10 protein-coding genes and 4 tRNA genes are annotated in these 15,518 nt (G+C 64.4%); all 14 read right to left on the bottom strand.

All coding sequences use genetic code 11. The features are described 5' to 3' along the window. Positions 1 to 135 precede the first annotated feature (135 nt). Positions 136 to 4,356 carry a DNA-directed RNA polymerase subunit beta' gene (gene rpoC, locus IHD13_RS12605; RefSeq protein WP_195861404.1) on the bottom strand — a complete coding sequence of 1,407 codons (4,221 nt, stop codon included), beginning with the start codon at positions 4,354 to 4,356 and terminating at the stop codon, positions 136 to 138. 91 nt (positions 4,357 to 4,447) lie between these two features. Next, entirely contained in the window at positions 4,448 to 8,527 is a 4,080-nt protein-coding gene (gene rpoB, locus IHD13_RS12600; protein WP_195861403.1) for a DNA-directed RNA polymerase subunit beta, read from the bottom strand. A 237-nt stretch (positions 8,528 to 8,764) separates the two neighbouring features. Continuing rightward, positions 8,765 to 9,136, bottom strand: coding sequence for a 50S ribosomal protein L7/L12 (gene rplL / locus IHD13_RS12595; protein ID WP_195861402.1), 372 nt, complete (start codon positions 9,134 to 9,136; stop codon positions 8,765 to 8,767). Between the two features lie 93 nt (positions 9,137 to 9,229). Further along, positions 9,230 to 9,733 carry a 50S ribosomal protein L10 gene (rplJ, locus tag IHD13_RS12590; protein ID WP_195861401.1) on the bottom strand — a complete coding sequence of 168 codons (504 nt, stop codon included), beginning with the start codon at positions 9,731 to 9,733 and terminating at the stop codon, positions 9,230 to 9,232. A 259-nt stretch (positions 9,734 to 9,992) separates the two neighbouring features. Next, positions 9,993 to 10,685, bottom strand: coding sequence for a 50S ribosomal protein L1 (gene rplA, locus IHD13_RS12585; RefSeq protein ID WP_195861400.1), 693 nt, complete (start codon positions 10,683 to 10,685; stop codon positions 9,993 to 9,995). A 2-nt stretch (positions 10,686 to 10,687) separates the two neighbouring features. Next, positions 10,688 to 11,119 carry a 50S ribosomal protein L11 gene (gene rplK, locus IHD13_RS12580; RefSeq protein ID WP_016419070.1) on the bottom strand — a complete coding sequence of 144 codons (432 nt, stop codon included), beginning with the start codon at positions 11,117 to 11,119 and terminating at the stop codon, positions 10,688 to 10,690. A 97-nt stretch (positions 11,120 to 11,216) separates the two neighbouring features. Next, a complete protein-coding gene (gene nusG / locus IHD13_RS12575; protein ID WP_195861399.1) occupies positions 11,217 to 11,750 on the bottom strand; it encodes a transcription termination/antitermination protein NusG in 534 nt (177 codons plus the stop codon). An 8-nt stretch (positions 11,751 to 11,758) separates the two neighbouring features. Continuing rightward, on the bottom strand, positions 11,759 to 12,127 hold the full coding sequence (secE, locus tag IHD13_RS12570; RefSeq protein WP_195861398.1) for a preprotein translocase subunit SecE: 369 nt from the start codon (positions 12,125 to 12,127) through the stop codon (positions 11,759 to 11,761). 73 nt (positions 12,128 to 12,200) lie between these two features. After that, positions 12,201 to 12,276 (bottom strand) — tRNA-Trp (locus IHD13_RS12565). Positions 12,277 to 12,437: 161 nt separating this feature from the next. Further along, a tRNA-Thr gene (locus tag IHD13_RS12560) sits at positions 12,438 to 12,512 on the bottom strand. A 12-nt stretch (positions 12,513 to 12,524) separates the two neighbouring features. Next, positions 12,525 to 12,598 (bottom strand) — tRNA-Gly (locus IHD13_RS12555). Positions 12,599 to 12,643: 45 nt separating this feature from the next. After that, a tRNA-Tyr gene (locus IHD13_RS12550) sits at positions 12,644 to 12,727 on the bottom strand. A gap of 120 nt (positions 12,728 to 12,847) precedes the next feature. Then, positions 12,848 to 13,687 (bottom strand): type III pantothenate kinase, encoded by an 840-nt coding sequence (locus IHD13_RS12545; protein WP_195861397.1) that lies wholly within the window; start codon positions 13,685 to 13,687, stop codon positions 12,848 to 12,850. After that, entirely contained in the window at positions 13,684 to 14,664 is a 981-nt protein-coding gene (locus IHD13_RS12540) for a biotin--[acetyl-CoA-carboxylase] ligase (protein ID WP_195861396.1), read from the bottom strand. Before IHD13_RS12540 ends, IHD13_RS12545 begins: the two co-directional genes overlap by 4 nt. Positions 14,665 to 15,518: the final 854 nt, after the last annotated feature.

The following is a 15,518-nucleotide window of genomic DNA, read 5'->3' as shown; positions in this document are numbered from 1 at the left end:
TGACTCCAATGGTTGCCTTACCTTTCAATAGTGGCACGGGCGCACCCACCCCACTATTAAAGGCTGCGAATTCTACTGCTTCCCGGCGAGGCCAGTCAAGGCCGCCACCCCGGGAAGGGTGGCGGCCCCGTGACCTCAGATTTCGTCGTCGTCGGCGTCGAGGGCGGTGAGCTGGGCGCCCAGCTCCTGCTCGACGTCGAAGGCCGACGGATGGAGCATGCGATCGGCATCTTCACGCCGGCGCTTGCGCTCCGCATGGTGGGTAAGGCCGGTACCGGCCGGGATCAGTCGACCCACCACCACGTTCTCTTTCAGGCCGCGCAGGTAGTCGCGCTTGCCGGTGACTGCCGCCTCGGTCAGCACCCGGGTGGTCTCCTGGAAGGAGGCCGCGGAGATGAACGACTCGGTGGCCAGGCTGGCCTTGGTGATACCCAGCAGCAGGCGGTCGTACTTGGCCGGGAACTTGTCGTCCTTGGCCAGGCGAGCGTTCTCTTCCAGCACCCGCACCAGTTCCACCTGGTCACCGGTGATGAAGCTGGAATCGCCGGCATCGGTGATCTCCACCTTGCGCAGCATCTGACGCACGATCACTTCGATGTGCTTGTCGTTGATGCCCACGCCCTGCAGGCGGTAGACCTCCTGAACCTCGGCGGTGATGTACTTGGCCAGCTCCGCCACGCCCAGCAGGCGCAGGATATCGTGGGGGTTGCTGGGACCGTCGGAGATCACCTCGCCCTTCTCGACGGTCTCGCCTTCGAAGACCGCGATCTGACGCCACTTGGGAATCAGCATCTCGAAGGGATCGCCGCCACCCTCGGGGGTGATGGTCAGGCGACGCTTGCCCTTGGTCTCCTTGCCGAAAGTCACCACACCGCTGATCTCGGCGAGGATCGACGGCTCCTTCGGCTTGCGCGCCTCGAAGAGGTCGGCCACGCGAGGCAGACCCCCGGTGATGTCCTTGTTACCGGACGCCTCCACCGGGATCCGCGCCACCACCTCACCGACGCCGATGGTGGCACCGTTCTCGGTGTTGACGATGGCATTGCCGGGCAGCAGGTACTGCACCGGGGTGTTGGAGCCCGACAGGCAGACGTGCTCGCCGCCGGGGCCGGTGAGCATGATCATCGGACGCTTGTCGCGGCCGGCCTGCGGACGCGCCGCAGACTCGATCACCTCGATGGAGGAGAGGCCGGTCATCTCGTCCACCGTACGGTGGATGGTGATGCCCTCTTCCATGTCGATGTACTGGGCCTGACCCTCGGCTTCGGCGACGATCGGGTGGGTGTGCGGATCCCACTTGGCCACGGTCTGGCCGGCGTCGACGGCGTCGCCATCCTTGACGGAGAGCTCGGCACCATAGGGCAGCTTGTAGTACTCGCGCTCGCGACCATGCTCGTCGGCGACGGCCAGGGCGCTGGAGCGGGAAACCACCACCAGCTTGCCATCGGCGCGTTCCACCGACTTGATGTTGTGCAGGCGCACCTTGCCGCCATGCTTGACCTGGACGCTGTCCACCGCGGAGGCCCGGGAGGCCGCACCACCGATGTGGAAGGTCCGCATGGTCAGCTGGGTACCCGGCTCACCGATCGACTGGGCGGCGATGACCCCCACCGCCTCGCCGATGTTGGCCTGGTGACCGCGCGCCAGGTCGCGGCCGTAACAGGCGGAACAGACGCCGTGGGCGGTCTCGCAGGTAATGGAACTGCGCACCACGATCTCGTCGACGCCCATGGTGTCGAGCTGCTCGCACCACTTCTCGTCGAGCAGGGTGCCGCGCGGGATCAGCACCTCGTCGCTGGTCGGGTCGACCACGTCCTGGGCGACCACGCGACCGAGGACCCGCTGCGCCAGGGAGACGATGATGTCGCCGCCCTCGATGATCGGGTGCAGGGTCAGGCCTTCTTCGGTGCCGCAATCGGACTCGGTGATCACCAGGTCCTGGGCCACGTCGACCAGGCGACGGGTCAGGTAACCGGAGTTGGCGGTCTTGAGGGCCGTGTCCGCCAGACCCTTACGGGCGCCGTGGGTGGAGATGAAGTACTGGAGTACGTTCAGGCCCTCACGGAAGTTGGCGACGATCGGCGTCTCGATGATCGAGCCGTCCGGCTTGGCCATCAGGCCACGCATCCCCGCCAGCTGACGGATCTGGGCGGCGCTACCCCGGGCCCCGGAGTCGGCCATGATGAAGACGCTGTTGAAGGAGTCCTGCTCGACCTCGTTGCCGTCACGGTCGACCACGGTCTCCTTGGAGATGCCCGCCATCATCGCCTTGGCCACCTTGTCGTTGGCCTTGGACCAGATGTCGATCACCTTGTTGTACTTCTCGCCGGCGGTGACGAGACCCGAGGAGAACTGGTCCTCGATCTCCTTCACCTCGTCCTCGGCGGCATCCACGATGGCCTTCTTGGCCTCGGGGATGACGAAGTCGTTGACGCCGATGGAGGCGCCGGACCAGGTGGCCATGCGGAAGCCGGTGTACATCAGCTGGTCGGCGAAGATCACCGCGTCCTTGAGGCCGGCGCGACGGTAGACCTCGTTGAGCAGCTTGGAGATCGCCTTCTTCTTCATCGGCTGGTCGACCAGCTCGAAGGGCACGCCCTTGGGCAGGATGCGGAACAGCAGCGCCCGGCCCACGGTGGTGTCGAAGATCGACTGCTTGGTGACCAGCTCGCCGCCCTCTTCCTCGGGCAGGTGCTCGGTCAGGCGCACCTTGACCTTGGCGTGCAGGGCGACCTTCTCGGCGCCGAAGGCCCGCTCGACCTCGGCCAGGTTGGCGAAGGCCATGCCCTCGCCCTTGGCGTTGATCTTCTCGCGGGTCATGTAGTACAGACCCAGCACCACGTCCTGGGAGGGCACGATGATCGGCTCGCCGTTGGCCGGCGACAGCACGTTGTTGGTGGCCATCATCAGCGCACGGGCTTCGAGCTGGGCTTCCAGGGTCAGCGGCACGTGGACCGCCATCTGGTCACCGTCGAAGTCGGCGTTGTAGGCGGCACACACCAGCGGGTGCAGCTGGATCGCCTTGCCCTCGATCAGCAGCGGCTCGAAGGCCTGGATGCCGAGGCGGTGCAGGGTCGGGGCGCGGTTGAGCAGCACCGGGTGTTCGCGGATGACATCGGCGAGGATGTCCCACACCTCGGGCAGCTCGCGCTCGACCATCTTCTTGGCGGCCTTGATGGTCGAGGCGTAGCCCTGGGACTGCAGCTTGGAGTAGATGAACGGCTTGAACAGCTCCAGCGCCATCTTCTTCGGCAGGCCGCACTGGTGCAGGCGCAGGGTCGGGCCCACGGTGATCACCGAACGACCGGAGTAGTCGACCCGCTTGCCCAGCAGGTTCTGACGGAAGCGACCCTGCTTGCCCTTGATCATATCGGCCAGGGACTTCAGCGGGCGCTTGTTGGACCCGGTGATGGCACGGCCGCGGCGACCGTTGTCGAGCAGGGCGTCCACCGACTCCTGCAGCATGCGCTTCTCGTTGCGCACGATGATGTCCGGCGCATTGAGGTCGAGCAGCCGCTTGAGGCGGTTGTTGCGGTTGATCACCCGACGATAGAGGTCGTTGAGGTCGGAGGTGGCGAAGCGACCGCCGTCCAGGGGCACCAGCGGACGCAGGTCCGGCGGCAGCACCGGCAGCACTTCCATGACCATCCAGGCCGGGGCATTGCCCGACTTGTAGAAGGCCTCCAGCAGCTTGAGGCGCTTGGAGAGCTTCTTGATCTTGGTCTCGGAGTTGGTCTGCGGGATCTCCTCGCGCAGGCGATTGATCTCTTCTTCCAGATCGATATCGGCCAGCAGCGCCTGGACCGCCTCGGCGCCCATGCGGGCATCGAAGTCGTCACCGAACTCCTCGAGGGCCTCGAAGTACTGCTCGTCGTTGAGCAGCTGGCCGCGCTCGAGGGTGGTCATGCCCGGATCGATGACCACGAAGCTCTCGAAGTAGAGCACCCGCTCGATATCGCGCAGGGTCATGTCCAGGAACATGCCGATGCGCGACGGCAGGGACTTGAGGAACCAGATGTGAGCGACCGGGCTGGCCAGCTCGATATGGCCCATGCGCTCGCGGCGCACGGCGGCCTTGGTGACCTCGACGCCGCACTTCTCGCAGATGATGCCGCGATGCTTCATGCGCTTGTACTTGCCGCACAGGCACTCGTAGTCCTTCACCGGGCCGAAGATCTTGGCGCAGAAGAGGCCATCCCGCTCCGGCTTGAAGGTACGGTAGTTGATGGTCTCCGGCTTCTTGACCTCGCCGTAGGACCAGGAGCGGATCATGTCCGGGGACGCGAGCGTGATCTTGATCGCGTCGAACTCGTCGGACTGTGACTGCGATTTGAGGACTTTCACCAAATCTTTCATGGGTCGGCTCCGTTGCGGAGTTGTCATGGGCGGGGGCCGAAGCCCCCGCGGACCGTCATTCTGTGAAGCGCTTGACCAGCGGCGAGGCCGCCTAGCTCTCCAGCTCGATATCGATACCCAGGGAGCGGATCTCCTTCACCAGCACGTTGAAGGATTCCGGCATGCCCGCCTGCATGGTGTGGTCGCCATCCACGATGTTCTTGTACATCTTGGTGCGGCCTTCCACGTCGTCGGACTTGACCGTGAGCATCTCCTGGAGGGTGTAGGCGGCGCCATAGGCTTCCAGGGCCCAGACCTCCATCTCACCGAAGCGCTGACCACCGAACTGCGCCTTGCCGCCCAGCGGCTGCTGGGTGACCAGGGAGTAGGAGCCGGTGGAACGGGCGTGCATCTTGTCGTCCACCAGGTGGTTGAGCTTCAGCATGTACATGTAGCCGACGGTCACCGGACGGTCGAAGGCGTCGCCGGTACGGCCATCATAGAGCGTCATCTGACCGGAATCCGGCAGGTCGGCCAGCTTCAGCAGGTGCTTGATCTCGGTCTCCTCGGCGCCATCGAACACCGGCGAGGCCATGGGCACACCACGGCGCAGGTTCTGGGCCAGGGTGATCACCTCCTCGTCGCTGAGCTCGGCGATGTCCTCCTCACGAGTTCCCGGGGTGGAGTTGTAGACCTTGCCCAGGAAGTCGCGGATCTCGGCCAGCTGCTGATCGCGGGCGTCGCGCAGCAGGGCGTCGATCTTCATGCCCAGGCCATGGGCGGCCATGCCTAGGTGGGTCTCGAGGATCTGACCGACGTTCATCCGCGACGGTACGCCCAGCGGGTTGAGGACCACGTCCACCGGCTCGCCGTTGGTGTCGAAGGGCATGTCCTCGATGGGCATGATCGCCGAGATGACACCCTTGTTACCGTGGCGACCGGCCATCTTGTCACCCGGCTGGATGCGACGCTTGACCGCCAGGTAGACCTTGACGATCTTCAGCACGCCCGGCGCCAGGTCGTCGCCCTGGGTCAGCTTGCGCTTCTTGTCCTCGAAACGCTCGTCCATCTCCTTGCGACGGTTCTCCAGCTGCTCGTCGGCCTGGGCCAGCAGCTCGTTGAGGGCCTCGTCCTGCAGGCGCAGCTTGAACCACTGCTGACGGGGCAGCTCCTCGAGATACTCCTCGGAGAGCACATCACCCTTCTTCAGTTTGGGCCCACCATTGACGGCTTGGCCAGTCAGGGTGCGCTTGAGACGCTCGAAGGTGGCGTCCTCGGCGATGCGGTAGGTCTCCTGGAGGTCCTTGCGCACCTCATCGAGCTGCATCTGCTCGATGGAGAGCGCCCGGGAGTCCTTCTCCACGCCATCGCGGGTGAACACCTGGACGTCGATGACGGTGCCCTTCATGCCGGTGGGGGCACGCAGGGAGGTGTCCTTCACATCGCTGGCCTTCTCGCCGAAGATGGCGCGCAGCAGCTTCTCTTCCGGGGTCAGCTGGGTCTCGCCCTTGGGGGTGACCTTGCCGACCAGGATATCGCCCGGGCCGACCTCGGCACCGATATAGACCACGCCCGCCTCGTCCAGCTTGGCCAGCGCCGACTCGCCCACGTTGGGGATATCGGAGGTGATCTCCTCGGCACCCAGCTTGGTGTCGCGGGAGACGCAGGTCAGCTCCTGGATATGGATGGTGGTGAAGCGATCTTCCTGCACCACCCGCTCCGAGACCAGGATGGAGTCCTCGAAGTTGTAGCCGTTCCAGGGCATGAAGGCGATACGCATGTTCTGGCCCAGGGCCAGGTCACCCATGTCCACGGAGGGACCGTCGGCGAGGATATCGCCACGCGCCACCTGATCACCGGGGCGCACGATGGGGCGCTGGTTCATGCAGGTGTTCTGGTTGGAGCGCACGTACTTGGTGAGGTTGTAGATATCGACGCCGGCCTCGCCGCCGATGATCTCGTCCTCGTTGATGCGCACCACGATGCGCTTGGCATCGACGGAATCGATCACCCCGCCACGCCGTGCCACGGCGCAGACGCCGGAGTCGCGGGCCACGAAGCGCTCCATGCCGGTGCCGACCAGCGGCTTGTCGGCACGCAGGGTCGGCACCGCCTGACGCTGCATGTTGGCCCCCATCAGGGCGCGGTTGGCGTCATCGTGCTCCAGGAAGGGGATCAGCGCCGCGGCCACGGAGACCACCTGACGCGGCGAGACGTCCATCAGCGTCACCTGCTCGGGGCGCATGAAGGTGGTCTCACCCTTGTGACGCACCTGCACCAGGTCATCGACAAGCTTGCCCGCCTCGTTCACGGTGGCGGAGGCCTGGGCGATAACGAAATCGCCCTCCTCGATGGCGGAGAGGTGCACCACGTCGTCGGTCACCTGGGCGTCCACCACCTTGCGGTACGGGGTCTCGAGGAAACCGTAGCTGTTGGTGTGGCTGTAGGTGGCCAGGGAGTTGATCAGGCCGATGTTCGGGCCTTCCGGGGTCTCGATCGGACACAGGCGGCCGTAGTGGGTGGCGTGTACGTCACGCACCTCGAAGCCGGCCCGCTCGCGGGTCAGGCCGCCCGGGCCGAGCGCGGAGACGCGGCGCTTGTGGGTGACCTCGGAAAGCGGGTTGTTCTGGTCCATGAACTGGGAGAGCTGGCTGGAACCGAAGAACTCCTTGACCGCCGCGGCGACGGGCTTGGCGTTGATCAGGTCCTGGGGCATCAGGCCCTCGCTCTCGGCCATGGAGAGACGCTCCTTGACCGCGCGCTCGACGCGCACCAGGCCGACCCGGAACTGGTTCTCGGCCATCTCGCCCACGCAACGGATACGACGGTTGCCCAGGTGGTCGATATCGTCCACCTCACCGAAGCCGTTACGGATATTGATCAGCTCCTTCAGCACATCGAGGATGTCGTCACGGTCCAGTACGCCGGAGCCGGTGTCGCTGTCGCGACGCAGGCGGCGATTGAACTTCATGCGCCCGACGCCGGACAGGTCGTAGCGGTCCTCGGTGAAGAAGAGGTTGTGGAACAGGGTCTCGGCGGCTTCCTTGGTGGGCGGCTCGCCGGGACGCATCATGCGGTAGATCTCGACCAGGGCCTCGAGCTGGGTCCGGGTGGTGTCCAGCTTGAGGGTGTCGGAGACGAAGGGCCCGCAGTCGAGGTCGTTGGTGTAGAGGGTCTCGAGGCGGGTGATGCCGGCCTGGCCCAGCTTCTCGAGCAGGTCCGGGGTGATCTCGCTGTTGCACTCGCAGATCAGCTCACCGGTATTGGGATCGATCTGATCCTTGGCCAGGGTCTTGCCGAAGAGGTAGTCCATCGGCACGTCGAGGCGCTCGAGGCCGGCCTTCTCCATCTGGCGGATATGCTTCTGGGTGATACGACGCCCTTCCTCGACGATCAGGCTGCCATCGGCGTCCTTGATATCGAAGGTGGCGGTCTCGCCGCGCAGGCGCGACGGCACCAGCTCCACGGAGAAGCCGGACTTCTCGATATGGAAGGTGCTGGTGTCGAAGAAGGTATCGAGGATCTCCTCGGCGCTCATGCCCAGTGCGCGCAGCAGCACCGAGGCCGGCAGCTTGCGGCGACGGTCGATACGCACATAGACGTTGTCCTTGGGATCGAACTCGAAGTCGAGCCAGGAGCCACGGTAGGGAATCACCCGAGCCGAGTAGAGCAGCTTGCCGGAGGAGTGGCTCTTGCCCTTGTCATGGTCGAAGAAGACACCCGGGGAGCGGTGCAGCTGGGAGACGATGACCCGCTCGGTACCATTGACGACGAAGGTACCGTTCTCGGTCATCAGGGGGATCTCCCCCATGTAGACTTCCTGCTCCTTGATGTCCTTGATGGCCTTGTTCGCCGACTCCTTGTCGTAGATGATCAGGCGAACCTTGACCCGCAGCGGCGCCGAGTAGGTGACGCCGCGCAGCTGACACTCCTTGACGTCGAAGGCCGGAGTGCCGAAACGGTAGCTGACGTACTCGAGGGCGGCGTTGCCGGAGAAGCTCTCGATCGGGAAGACGGACTTGAAGGCGGCATGCAGGCCGACTTCCATCCGCTCTTCGGGCGAACGGTCCTGCTGGAGAAAGTCGTAGTAGGAATCAAGCTGGATGGCCAGCAGGTAGGGCACATCCATCACTTGGGGCAGTTTGCCGAAATCCTTGCGGATGCGTTTTTTCTCAGTGTATGAGTAAGCCATCTGTATTCCCCAGCTTGTTCACCATGGGTGACCGATGCGAATCGGCGCCACCCGACGGTAGCGGCTCCGTCAGGCGCTGACGGCAAGCCCCCCGGATGAGGGCTCGCCGTCGGAATTCGGCTAGCGGCGGCGGCAGAGCGGCGGCCGGCTAGTGACAACAGAAAAAGGCCGGCAGCGGGTGACCCGCCACCAGCCGTGGAAGCTTACGCAGCGCGCGAAGCCATGGAAATCAAGAGGTTACTTGAGTTCCACGGAGGCGCCGGCTTCTTCCAGCTTCGCCTTGGCCGCTTCGGCGTCGTCCTTGGACATGGCTTCCTTGATGGTCGCCGGCGCGCCGTCGACGGCACCCTTGGCTTCCTTCAGGCCCAGGCCAGTGATCTCGCGAACGACCTTGATCACGTTGACCTTCTTCTCGCCGGCGCTGGTCAGCACCAGGTCGAACTCGGTCTGCTCTTCGGCGGCGGCGGCTTCGCCACCGGCCGGGCCGGCCACGACGGCGGCAGCGGCGGACACGCCGAACTTCTCTTCCATCGCTTCGATCAGCTCGACGACTTCCATCACGGACATGTCGGCGACGGCGTTGATGATGTCTTCTTTGGTCAGTGCCATTGTCAAATTCCTAGACTTTGCGGGAATCCCGTACCAAAAGGTCCGAGGACTCGAGGGTTCAGTATCAGTCGCGTATCGGCCGGAAGGGTCGCCTTAGGCGGCCGCTTCCTGCTTCTGGTCGCGCAGTGCAGCCAGGGTACGGACCAGCTTGCCAGCGGAAGCTTCCTTCATCACCGACATCAGCTTGGCGATCGCTTCATCGTACGTCGGCAGGGTCGCCAGACGGTCGATGTCGCCAGCCGGGATCAGCTCGCCTTCGTAGGCCAGCGCCTTGACTTCGAAGTTCTTCTCCTCTTTGGCGAACTCCTTGAACAGACGGGCGGCGGCGCCCGGGTGCTCGGTGGAGAAAGCCAGCAGGGTCGGACCCACGAAGCTGTCGTTCAGGCACTCCCAGGGAGTGCCGTTCAGGGCGCGACGTGCCAGGGTGTTGCGCACAACACGGATCTGCACGCCATTCTCGCGGGCCTGCTTGCGCAGGTCGGTCATCTTGCTGACCGCAACGCCACGAGAATCGGCAACGACGACGGAGAGAGCATCCTTGGCGGCTTCACTGACCTCGGCAACAATTGCCTTCTTGCCTTCGAGAGCTAGTGCCACTGTGTTCACTCCTTCGTGCCGGGACTCTGCGATGCGAGCATCGCGTCCCGGGGGTTACCATCTCCCCCACGCCTGCTGGCGAGGGGGTCTTGGGCGATGGTGCACACCAGCGGACTGGCGGCCACACCATCTGCGCAGGCATCCCTGGGGGAAGATTAAGCCGCCCACCGGAGTGGACGGCGCCTGCGGTCTTTGACGGTGCCCCGCCCGGCGTCTTGAATCCGCGCACGGGGACCGCAAAGTTCTTGCCTGTCGGCGATCACACCAGCGCGGAGTGATCGACGGTGATGCCCGGGCCCATGGTGGTGGACAGGGTCATCTTCTTGAAATACACACCCTTGGAAGTGCTCGGCTTGAGCTTCTTCAGGTCAGCGACCAGCGCTTCCAGGTTGCCCTTGATGGCGGTCGCGTCGAAGTCGACCTTGCCCAGGGTGGTGTGGATGATACCGTTCTTGTCGGTACGGAAACGCACCTGACCGGCCTTGGCGTTCTTGACGGCGGTGGCCACGTCCGGGGTCACGGTACCGACCTTGGGGTTCGGCATCAGGCCGCGCGGACCGAGGATCTGGCCCAGCTGACCGACGACGCGCATGGCGTCCGGCGAGGCGATGACCACGTCGAAGTCGAGCTGGCCCTTCTTGACCTGCTCGGCCAGCTCGTCCATGCCGACGATATCGGCACCGGCTTCCTTGGCGGCATCGGCGTTGGCACCCTGGGTAAAGACGGCAACGCGCACGTCCTTGCCGGTACCATTGGGCATGACGGTGGCGCCACGCACGACCTGGTCGGATTTCCGCGGATCGACGCCCAGGTTGATGGCGACGTCCAGGGACTCCTTGAACTTGACGGTGGACAGCTCGGCGAGCAGGGCCACGGCCTCTTCCAGAGAGTAGACCTTGGTGGAGTCGACCTTCTCGTTGATCAGCTGGGCGCGCTTGGACAGTTTAGCCATGATCAGAGACCCTCCACGTTCAGGCCCATGCTACGGGCGCTACCGGCAATGGTACGCACAGCGGCGTCGAGATCGGCAGCCGTCAGATCCGGCTCCTTGGTCTTGGCGATCTCTTCCAGCTGCTCGCGGGTCACGGTGCCGACCTTCTTCTTGTTCGGCTCGCCAGAGCCGGACTTGATGCCAGCGGCCTTCTTCAGCAGGACCGCGGCGGGCGGGGTCTTGGTGACGAAGGTGAAGCTGCGGTCGGAGTAAACGGTGATCACCACGGGAGTGGGCAGACCCGGCTCGATCTCCTGGGTCGCGGCGTTGAACGCCTTACAGAACTCCATGATGTTCACGCCGTGCTGACCCAGGGCCGGGCCGACGGGGGGACTCGGGTTGGCCTTACCAGCTGCGACCTGCAGCTTGATGTAAGCCTGTACTTTCTTGGCCATGTGTAGACTCCAGTTGGGTAGTAGCGCCTTGCGGCTCCCCGGTTAAAGAGCCGCCAAGCGGCTCGCGATGCGACTCAATACGACTTCAGGCCGAGCGTTACTCTTTCTCGACCTGGGAAAACTCGAGCTCGACAGGCGTGGCGCGCCCGAAGATCAGCACGCTGACCTGGAGGCGACTCTTGTCGTAGTTGACCTCTTCGACCACGCCATTGAAGTCGGCGAAGGGGCCATCGATGACGCGCACGGATTGCCCCGGCTCGAACATGGTCTTGGGGCGCGGCTTGTCGGTGCCGTCCTGGACGCGGCGCAGGATGGCATCCGCTTCTCGCTGGGTGATCGGCGCCGGCTTCTCTTTGGTGCCGCCGATAAAGCCCATGACCCGCGGTGTCTCGTTGACCAGGTGCCATGTCGCGTCATTCATTTCCATCTCGACCAGCACATAGCCGGGATAGAACTTGCGCTCGCTCTTGCGGCGCTTGCCGTCACGCATCTCGACGACTTCTTCGGTAGGCACGAGGATCTCGCCGAACCCCTCCTCCATGCCATACAGCTTCACGCGCTCCTTGAGGGAGCGCATGACATGCTTCTCGAAGCCGGAATAGGCGTGAACGACATACCAACGCTTGGACATGGAAACTCCTAACCGATAACGCCGGACATTGCCCAGCCAAGAAGGGTATCGATCAGCCACAGCATCAGACCCACCACCAGCACGGCCACCAGCACGATGGCGGTGGTCTGTACGGTTTCGGGACGGGTCGGCCAGACGACGCGCTGAATCTCTTTCTTCGCGTTCTTGGCCAGCTCGGCGAGCTCGCGACCCTTGGTGGTCAGCAGGGCGATTGCCGCAGCGGCAGCACCCAGCACCACCACGCCAAGGACGCGATAAAGCAGGGCCTGATCGGCAAAGTAGGAATTACCAACGACGGCAACGACCAACAGCGCGACGACAGCCGCCCACTTGAGCCCGTCGTGGCGCGACTCCTGCACCTCGGCGTTATGTTTCATAAAAACGTGACTCCTCAGGGTGCAGCGATCGTAACGTGAAATCTGTCTAGAGGTAAGCCAGCCTGGGGAAGACTGGCAGGCCAGGAGGGAATCGAACCCCCAACCTGCGGTTTTGGAGACCGCTGCTCTGCCAATTGAGCTACTGGCCTGTATCAACACCCTGCGCCTTCGCCACCCTTTGCGGGACGCTCAGGACACAGCGGGCGCCATGGTAGCGGAAAAACCACCGCCTGGCAACCCCATCCTCACGATGCCGAGAAGACCCCGACACAAAGAGAAAAGGCGAGCCATTCGACTCGCCTTTTCAAAGTGGAGCTCATGGACGGATTTGAACCGTCGACCTCACCCTTACCAAGGGTGTGCTCTACCCCTGAGCTACATGAGCGCAAACCTTACCTGGAGCGGGCAGCGGGAATCGAACCCGCACCATCAGCTTGGAAGGCTGAGGTTCTACCATTGAACTATGCCCGCCTACCCACTCTTGCTACCGCCCCGCCTTGACGAGGCGATCAAATCTGGTGGAGGGGGAAGGATTCGAACCTTCGAAGCTTTCGCGGCAGATTTACAGTCTGCTCCCTTTGGCCACTCGGGAACCCCTCCAGCTGGCGAAGCATTTTACCCGCCTCAGCAACGCTGTCAAGCCTTATCTTTCAGTGGCTTGGCATCATCCATCAGCACTCGGCGAGGGGGATGTGTTGCCCTGGAACGCGGCGCATTGTGTCAAAGCAGGGTAGAGAATGCAAGCCCTGCACGAATTTTTTCCAATGCCGCCGGCGCCGGCACCCTGGGCGCCCCGGACAGGCGCCCCGCTCGCTCCGCCGCGGTCAACGGAAAACAGGCCTCCAGGCCACCGTAGACCATATCGGGCCAGACCGCATGGGGCACCCGCAGCCCCCGGGAGACCACCCGAGCATCACCGCCGGTCAGCAGTAGCGGCAGCGCCACTCCCTCCCGGTCACACACCTCGGCATAGATACGATTGACGGCGCTCACCGCGGCCATGTAGATCCCGTGGTTGACCGCTTCCACGGTATTCTTGCCCGGGGCCAGCAGCTCATCCGCCTCGCTGTCCGGATCGATGGCCACGTTCCGCGTTCCCAGCTTGAGGCTCTCCTTCATCAGGCGCAGTCCGGGGAGAATATAGCCACCGAGATGGCGCCCACCCGGCAACACGAAGTCCACGGTGATGGCGCTACCGCAATCCACCGCACAGCACCCTCCGGCCAGCTGATAGCCCGCCAGGGTGCCCAGCCAGCGATCCACCCCCAGGCGCCCCGGCTCCTCATAGCCATTGGTTACCCCCAAGGCCTCGGCGGTGGAGCGCGCCACATGCACCGACACCACCCGACGCCGCAGCAACGCCACCGTCTCCTCCAGGACGGCCTTGCGGGCCACGCTGGAGATGCGCACCGCCTGCACCACGTCCAGATCGGGGATATCGGACCCGGGACGCCACTCCTCTCGCGTCCAGAGCGCTCCGCGGGAGCGAATCTCGCTGCTCAGGGCATCCTTGAGCCGCCACTTGGATAGGGTATTACCGATATCGAGGTCGAGAATCATCGGCGGCCACGCACGCTGATTTCACCGCCTGCCAGCCGGCGCAGCTCATCCCCACAGCGGACTTCCAGGTGGCCGGCGCCATCGACCCCCAGGGCGACCCCTCGATAGCTGCTACTGCCCTGGATCACCTCCACCTCTTGCTCGGCGTGGGCGTGACGCGCGTTCCAGGCAGCCTGCCAGGCACCGAAGCCCTCGCCTTCGAAGCGCTGCATCAGCTCCAGCAGCCCTCCGATCAGCCCGGCGGCCAGCGCATTGCGGGAGACCCCCGGCACCTGGTCGGCCACCGCCGCCGCCGGCTGGTCGATGACGTCACGCAGCGCCTCGGGCAGGAAGACATTGAGGCCGATGCCGATCACCACCTCACAGGGCCCCTCCAGGTCCCCCTGCACCTCCAGCAGGATACCGGCCAGCTTCTGCCACCCCTGCTCGCCATCGAGCAGCACATCATTGGGCCACTTCAGGGCGACCCTCGCCCCCTCCTGCTCCAGCACCTCGGCGAGCACCACCCCCACGGCCAGGCTCAGCCCTTCGAGGGCCGCCACACCATTCTCGAAGCGCCACCCCAGGGAGAGCAGCAGGCCTCGTCCCCAGGGGCTGACCCAGCTTCGCCCTCGCCGCCCACGACCGGCCCCCTGGCTCTCTGCCAGGCAGACCTCTCCATGGCCGGCACCCTGGGTAAAGCGATCGCGTAGGAAGGCATTGGTCGACGCCAGGGACTCCTCGATGAAGAGACGCCGCAGGGCGGGACGACTCCCGGCGCCGAGCCGCGAGACGATCTCGCCACCATCGAGGAGCTCCACCGGCTCTCCTAGCCGGTAGCCGAGCCCCTTGACCGCCTCCAGGGGGATCCCCAGGGCCTCCAGCTTCTTCAACTGCTTCCAGACCGCGGTCCGCGACACCCCAAGGCGCTCCCCCAGCTGCTCGCCGGAATGGAAGTCCCCATCGCTCATCAGGCGAATCAGGTCACCAATGGTCATCTTAAGGCCCCTGCGGCAAAAGGCTCATTCTAGCGGAAGGCGCCCGACCCCGTGAATCATGCCGACCAAAGTGGCAGCCCTTGTAGTCGCACTCCCCGCCCCATTCCGCTTATCACCCCACCCCATACCTCGAGACCGAGGCACTGAATACAAAAAAACCCCAGCCAAAGGCTGGGGTTGCTGAAGAAGTGCCTGACGATGATCCGGCCGGCGCTCCGGGCGCCGGGCTCCGGTGGCCGGCGCTCCGGGACTCGACTCGTCTCCTCCTGAGACTCGCCCTTCGGGCCCGCTGACGCGGTTTCCGCCTGTTCCCGACAGGCGGGATCCATGGGGAGACCCCTGGCCTGCCTCACAGCCAAATACGAAAAACCCCGACCATCTCATGATGATCGGGGCTTTTCTGAATAAGTGCCTGACGATGATCCGGCCGGCGCTCCGGGCGCCGGGCTCCGGGACTCTCGCATGGGGGTGAGACCGCCCGGCCCTTCGTGGCAACGCCACGAGGGCGGTCGAACGCCCCGAGCCGGCGAGGGGCTGGACCGCGAAGCGGCCCCACGAGGTAAAGAGCGGGTCTCCCCATGCCCATGAAAAAACCCCGAACACTGGGTGTCCGGGGTTTTCTCTCAATAAGTGCCTGACGAGGGCCCGGGCGGCGTTCCGCTACGCTCCATGGGGAGACCCCTAAACGACGAAGCCCCATCCATAGGCTGGGGCTTCTGAATAAGTGCCTGACGAAGGCCCGGGCGGCGCTCCGCTACGCTCCATGGGGAGACCCCTAAACGACGAAACCCCAGCCTCTTTCGAAGCTGGGGTTTCTGAATAAGTGCCTGACGATGACCTACTCTCGCATGGGG

Origin of the sequence: Halomonas sp. 328 (assembly GCF_015645095.1) — a bacterium.
Classification (GTDB): Bacteria; Pseudomonadota; Gammaproteobacteria; order Pseudomonadales; family Halomonadaceae; genus Bisbaumannia.
Note: the sequence above shows the minus strand (reverse complement) of the source record. Positions and strands in the feature narration are given on the sequence as shown.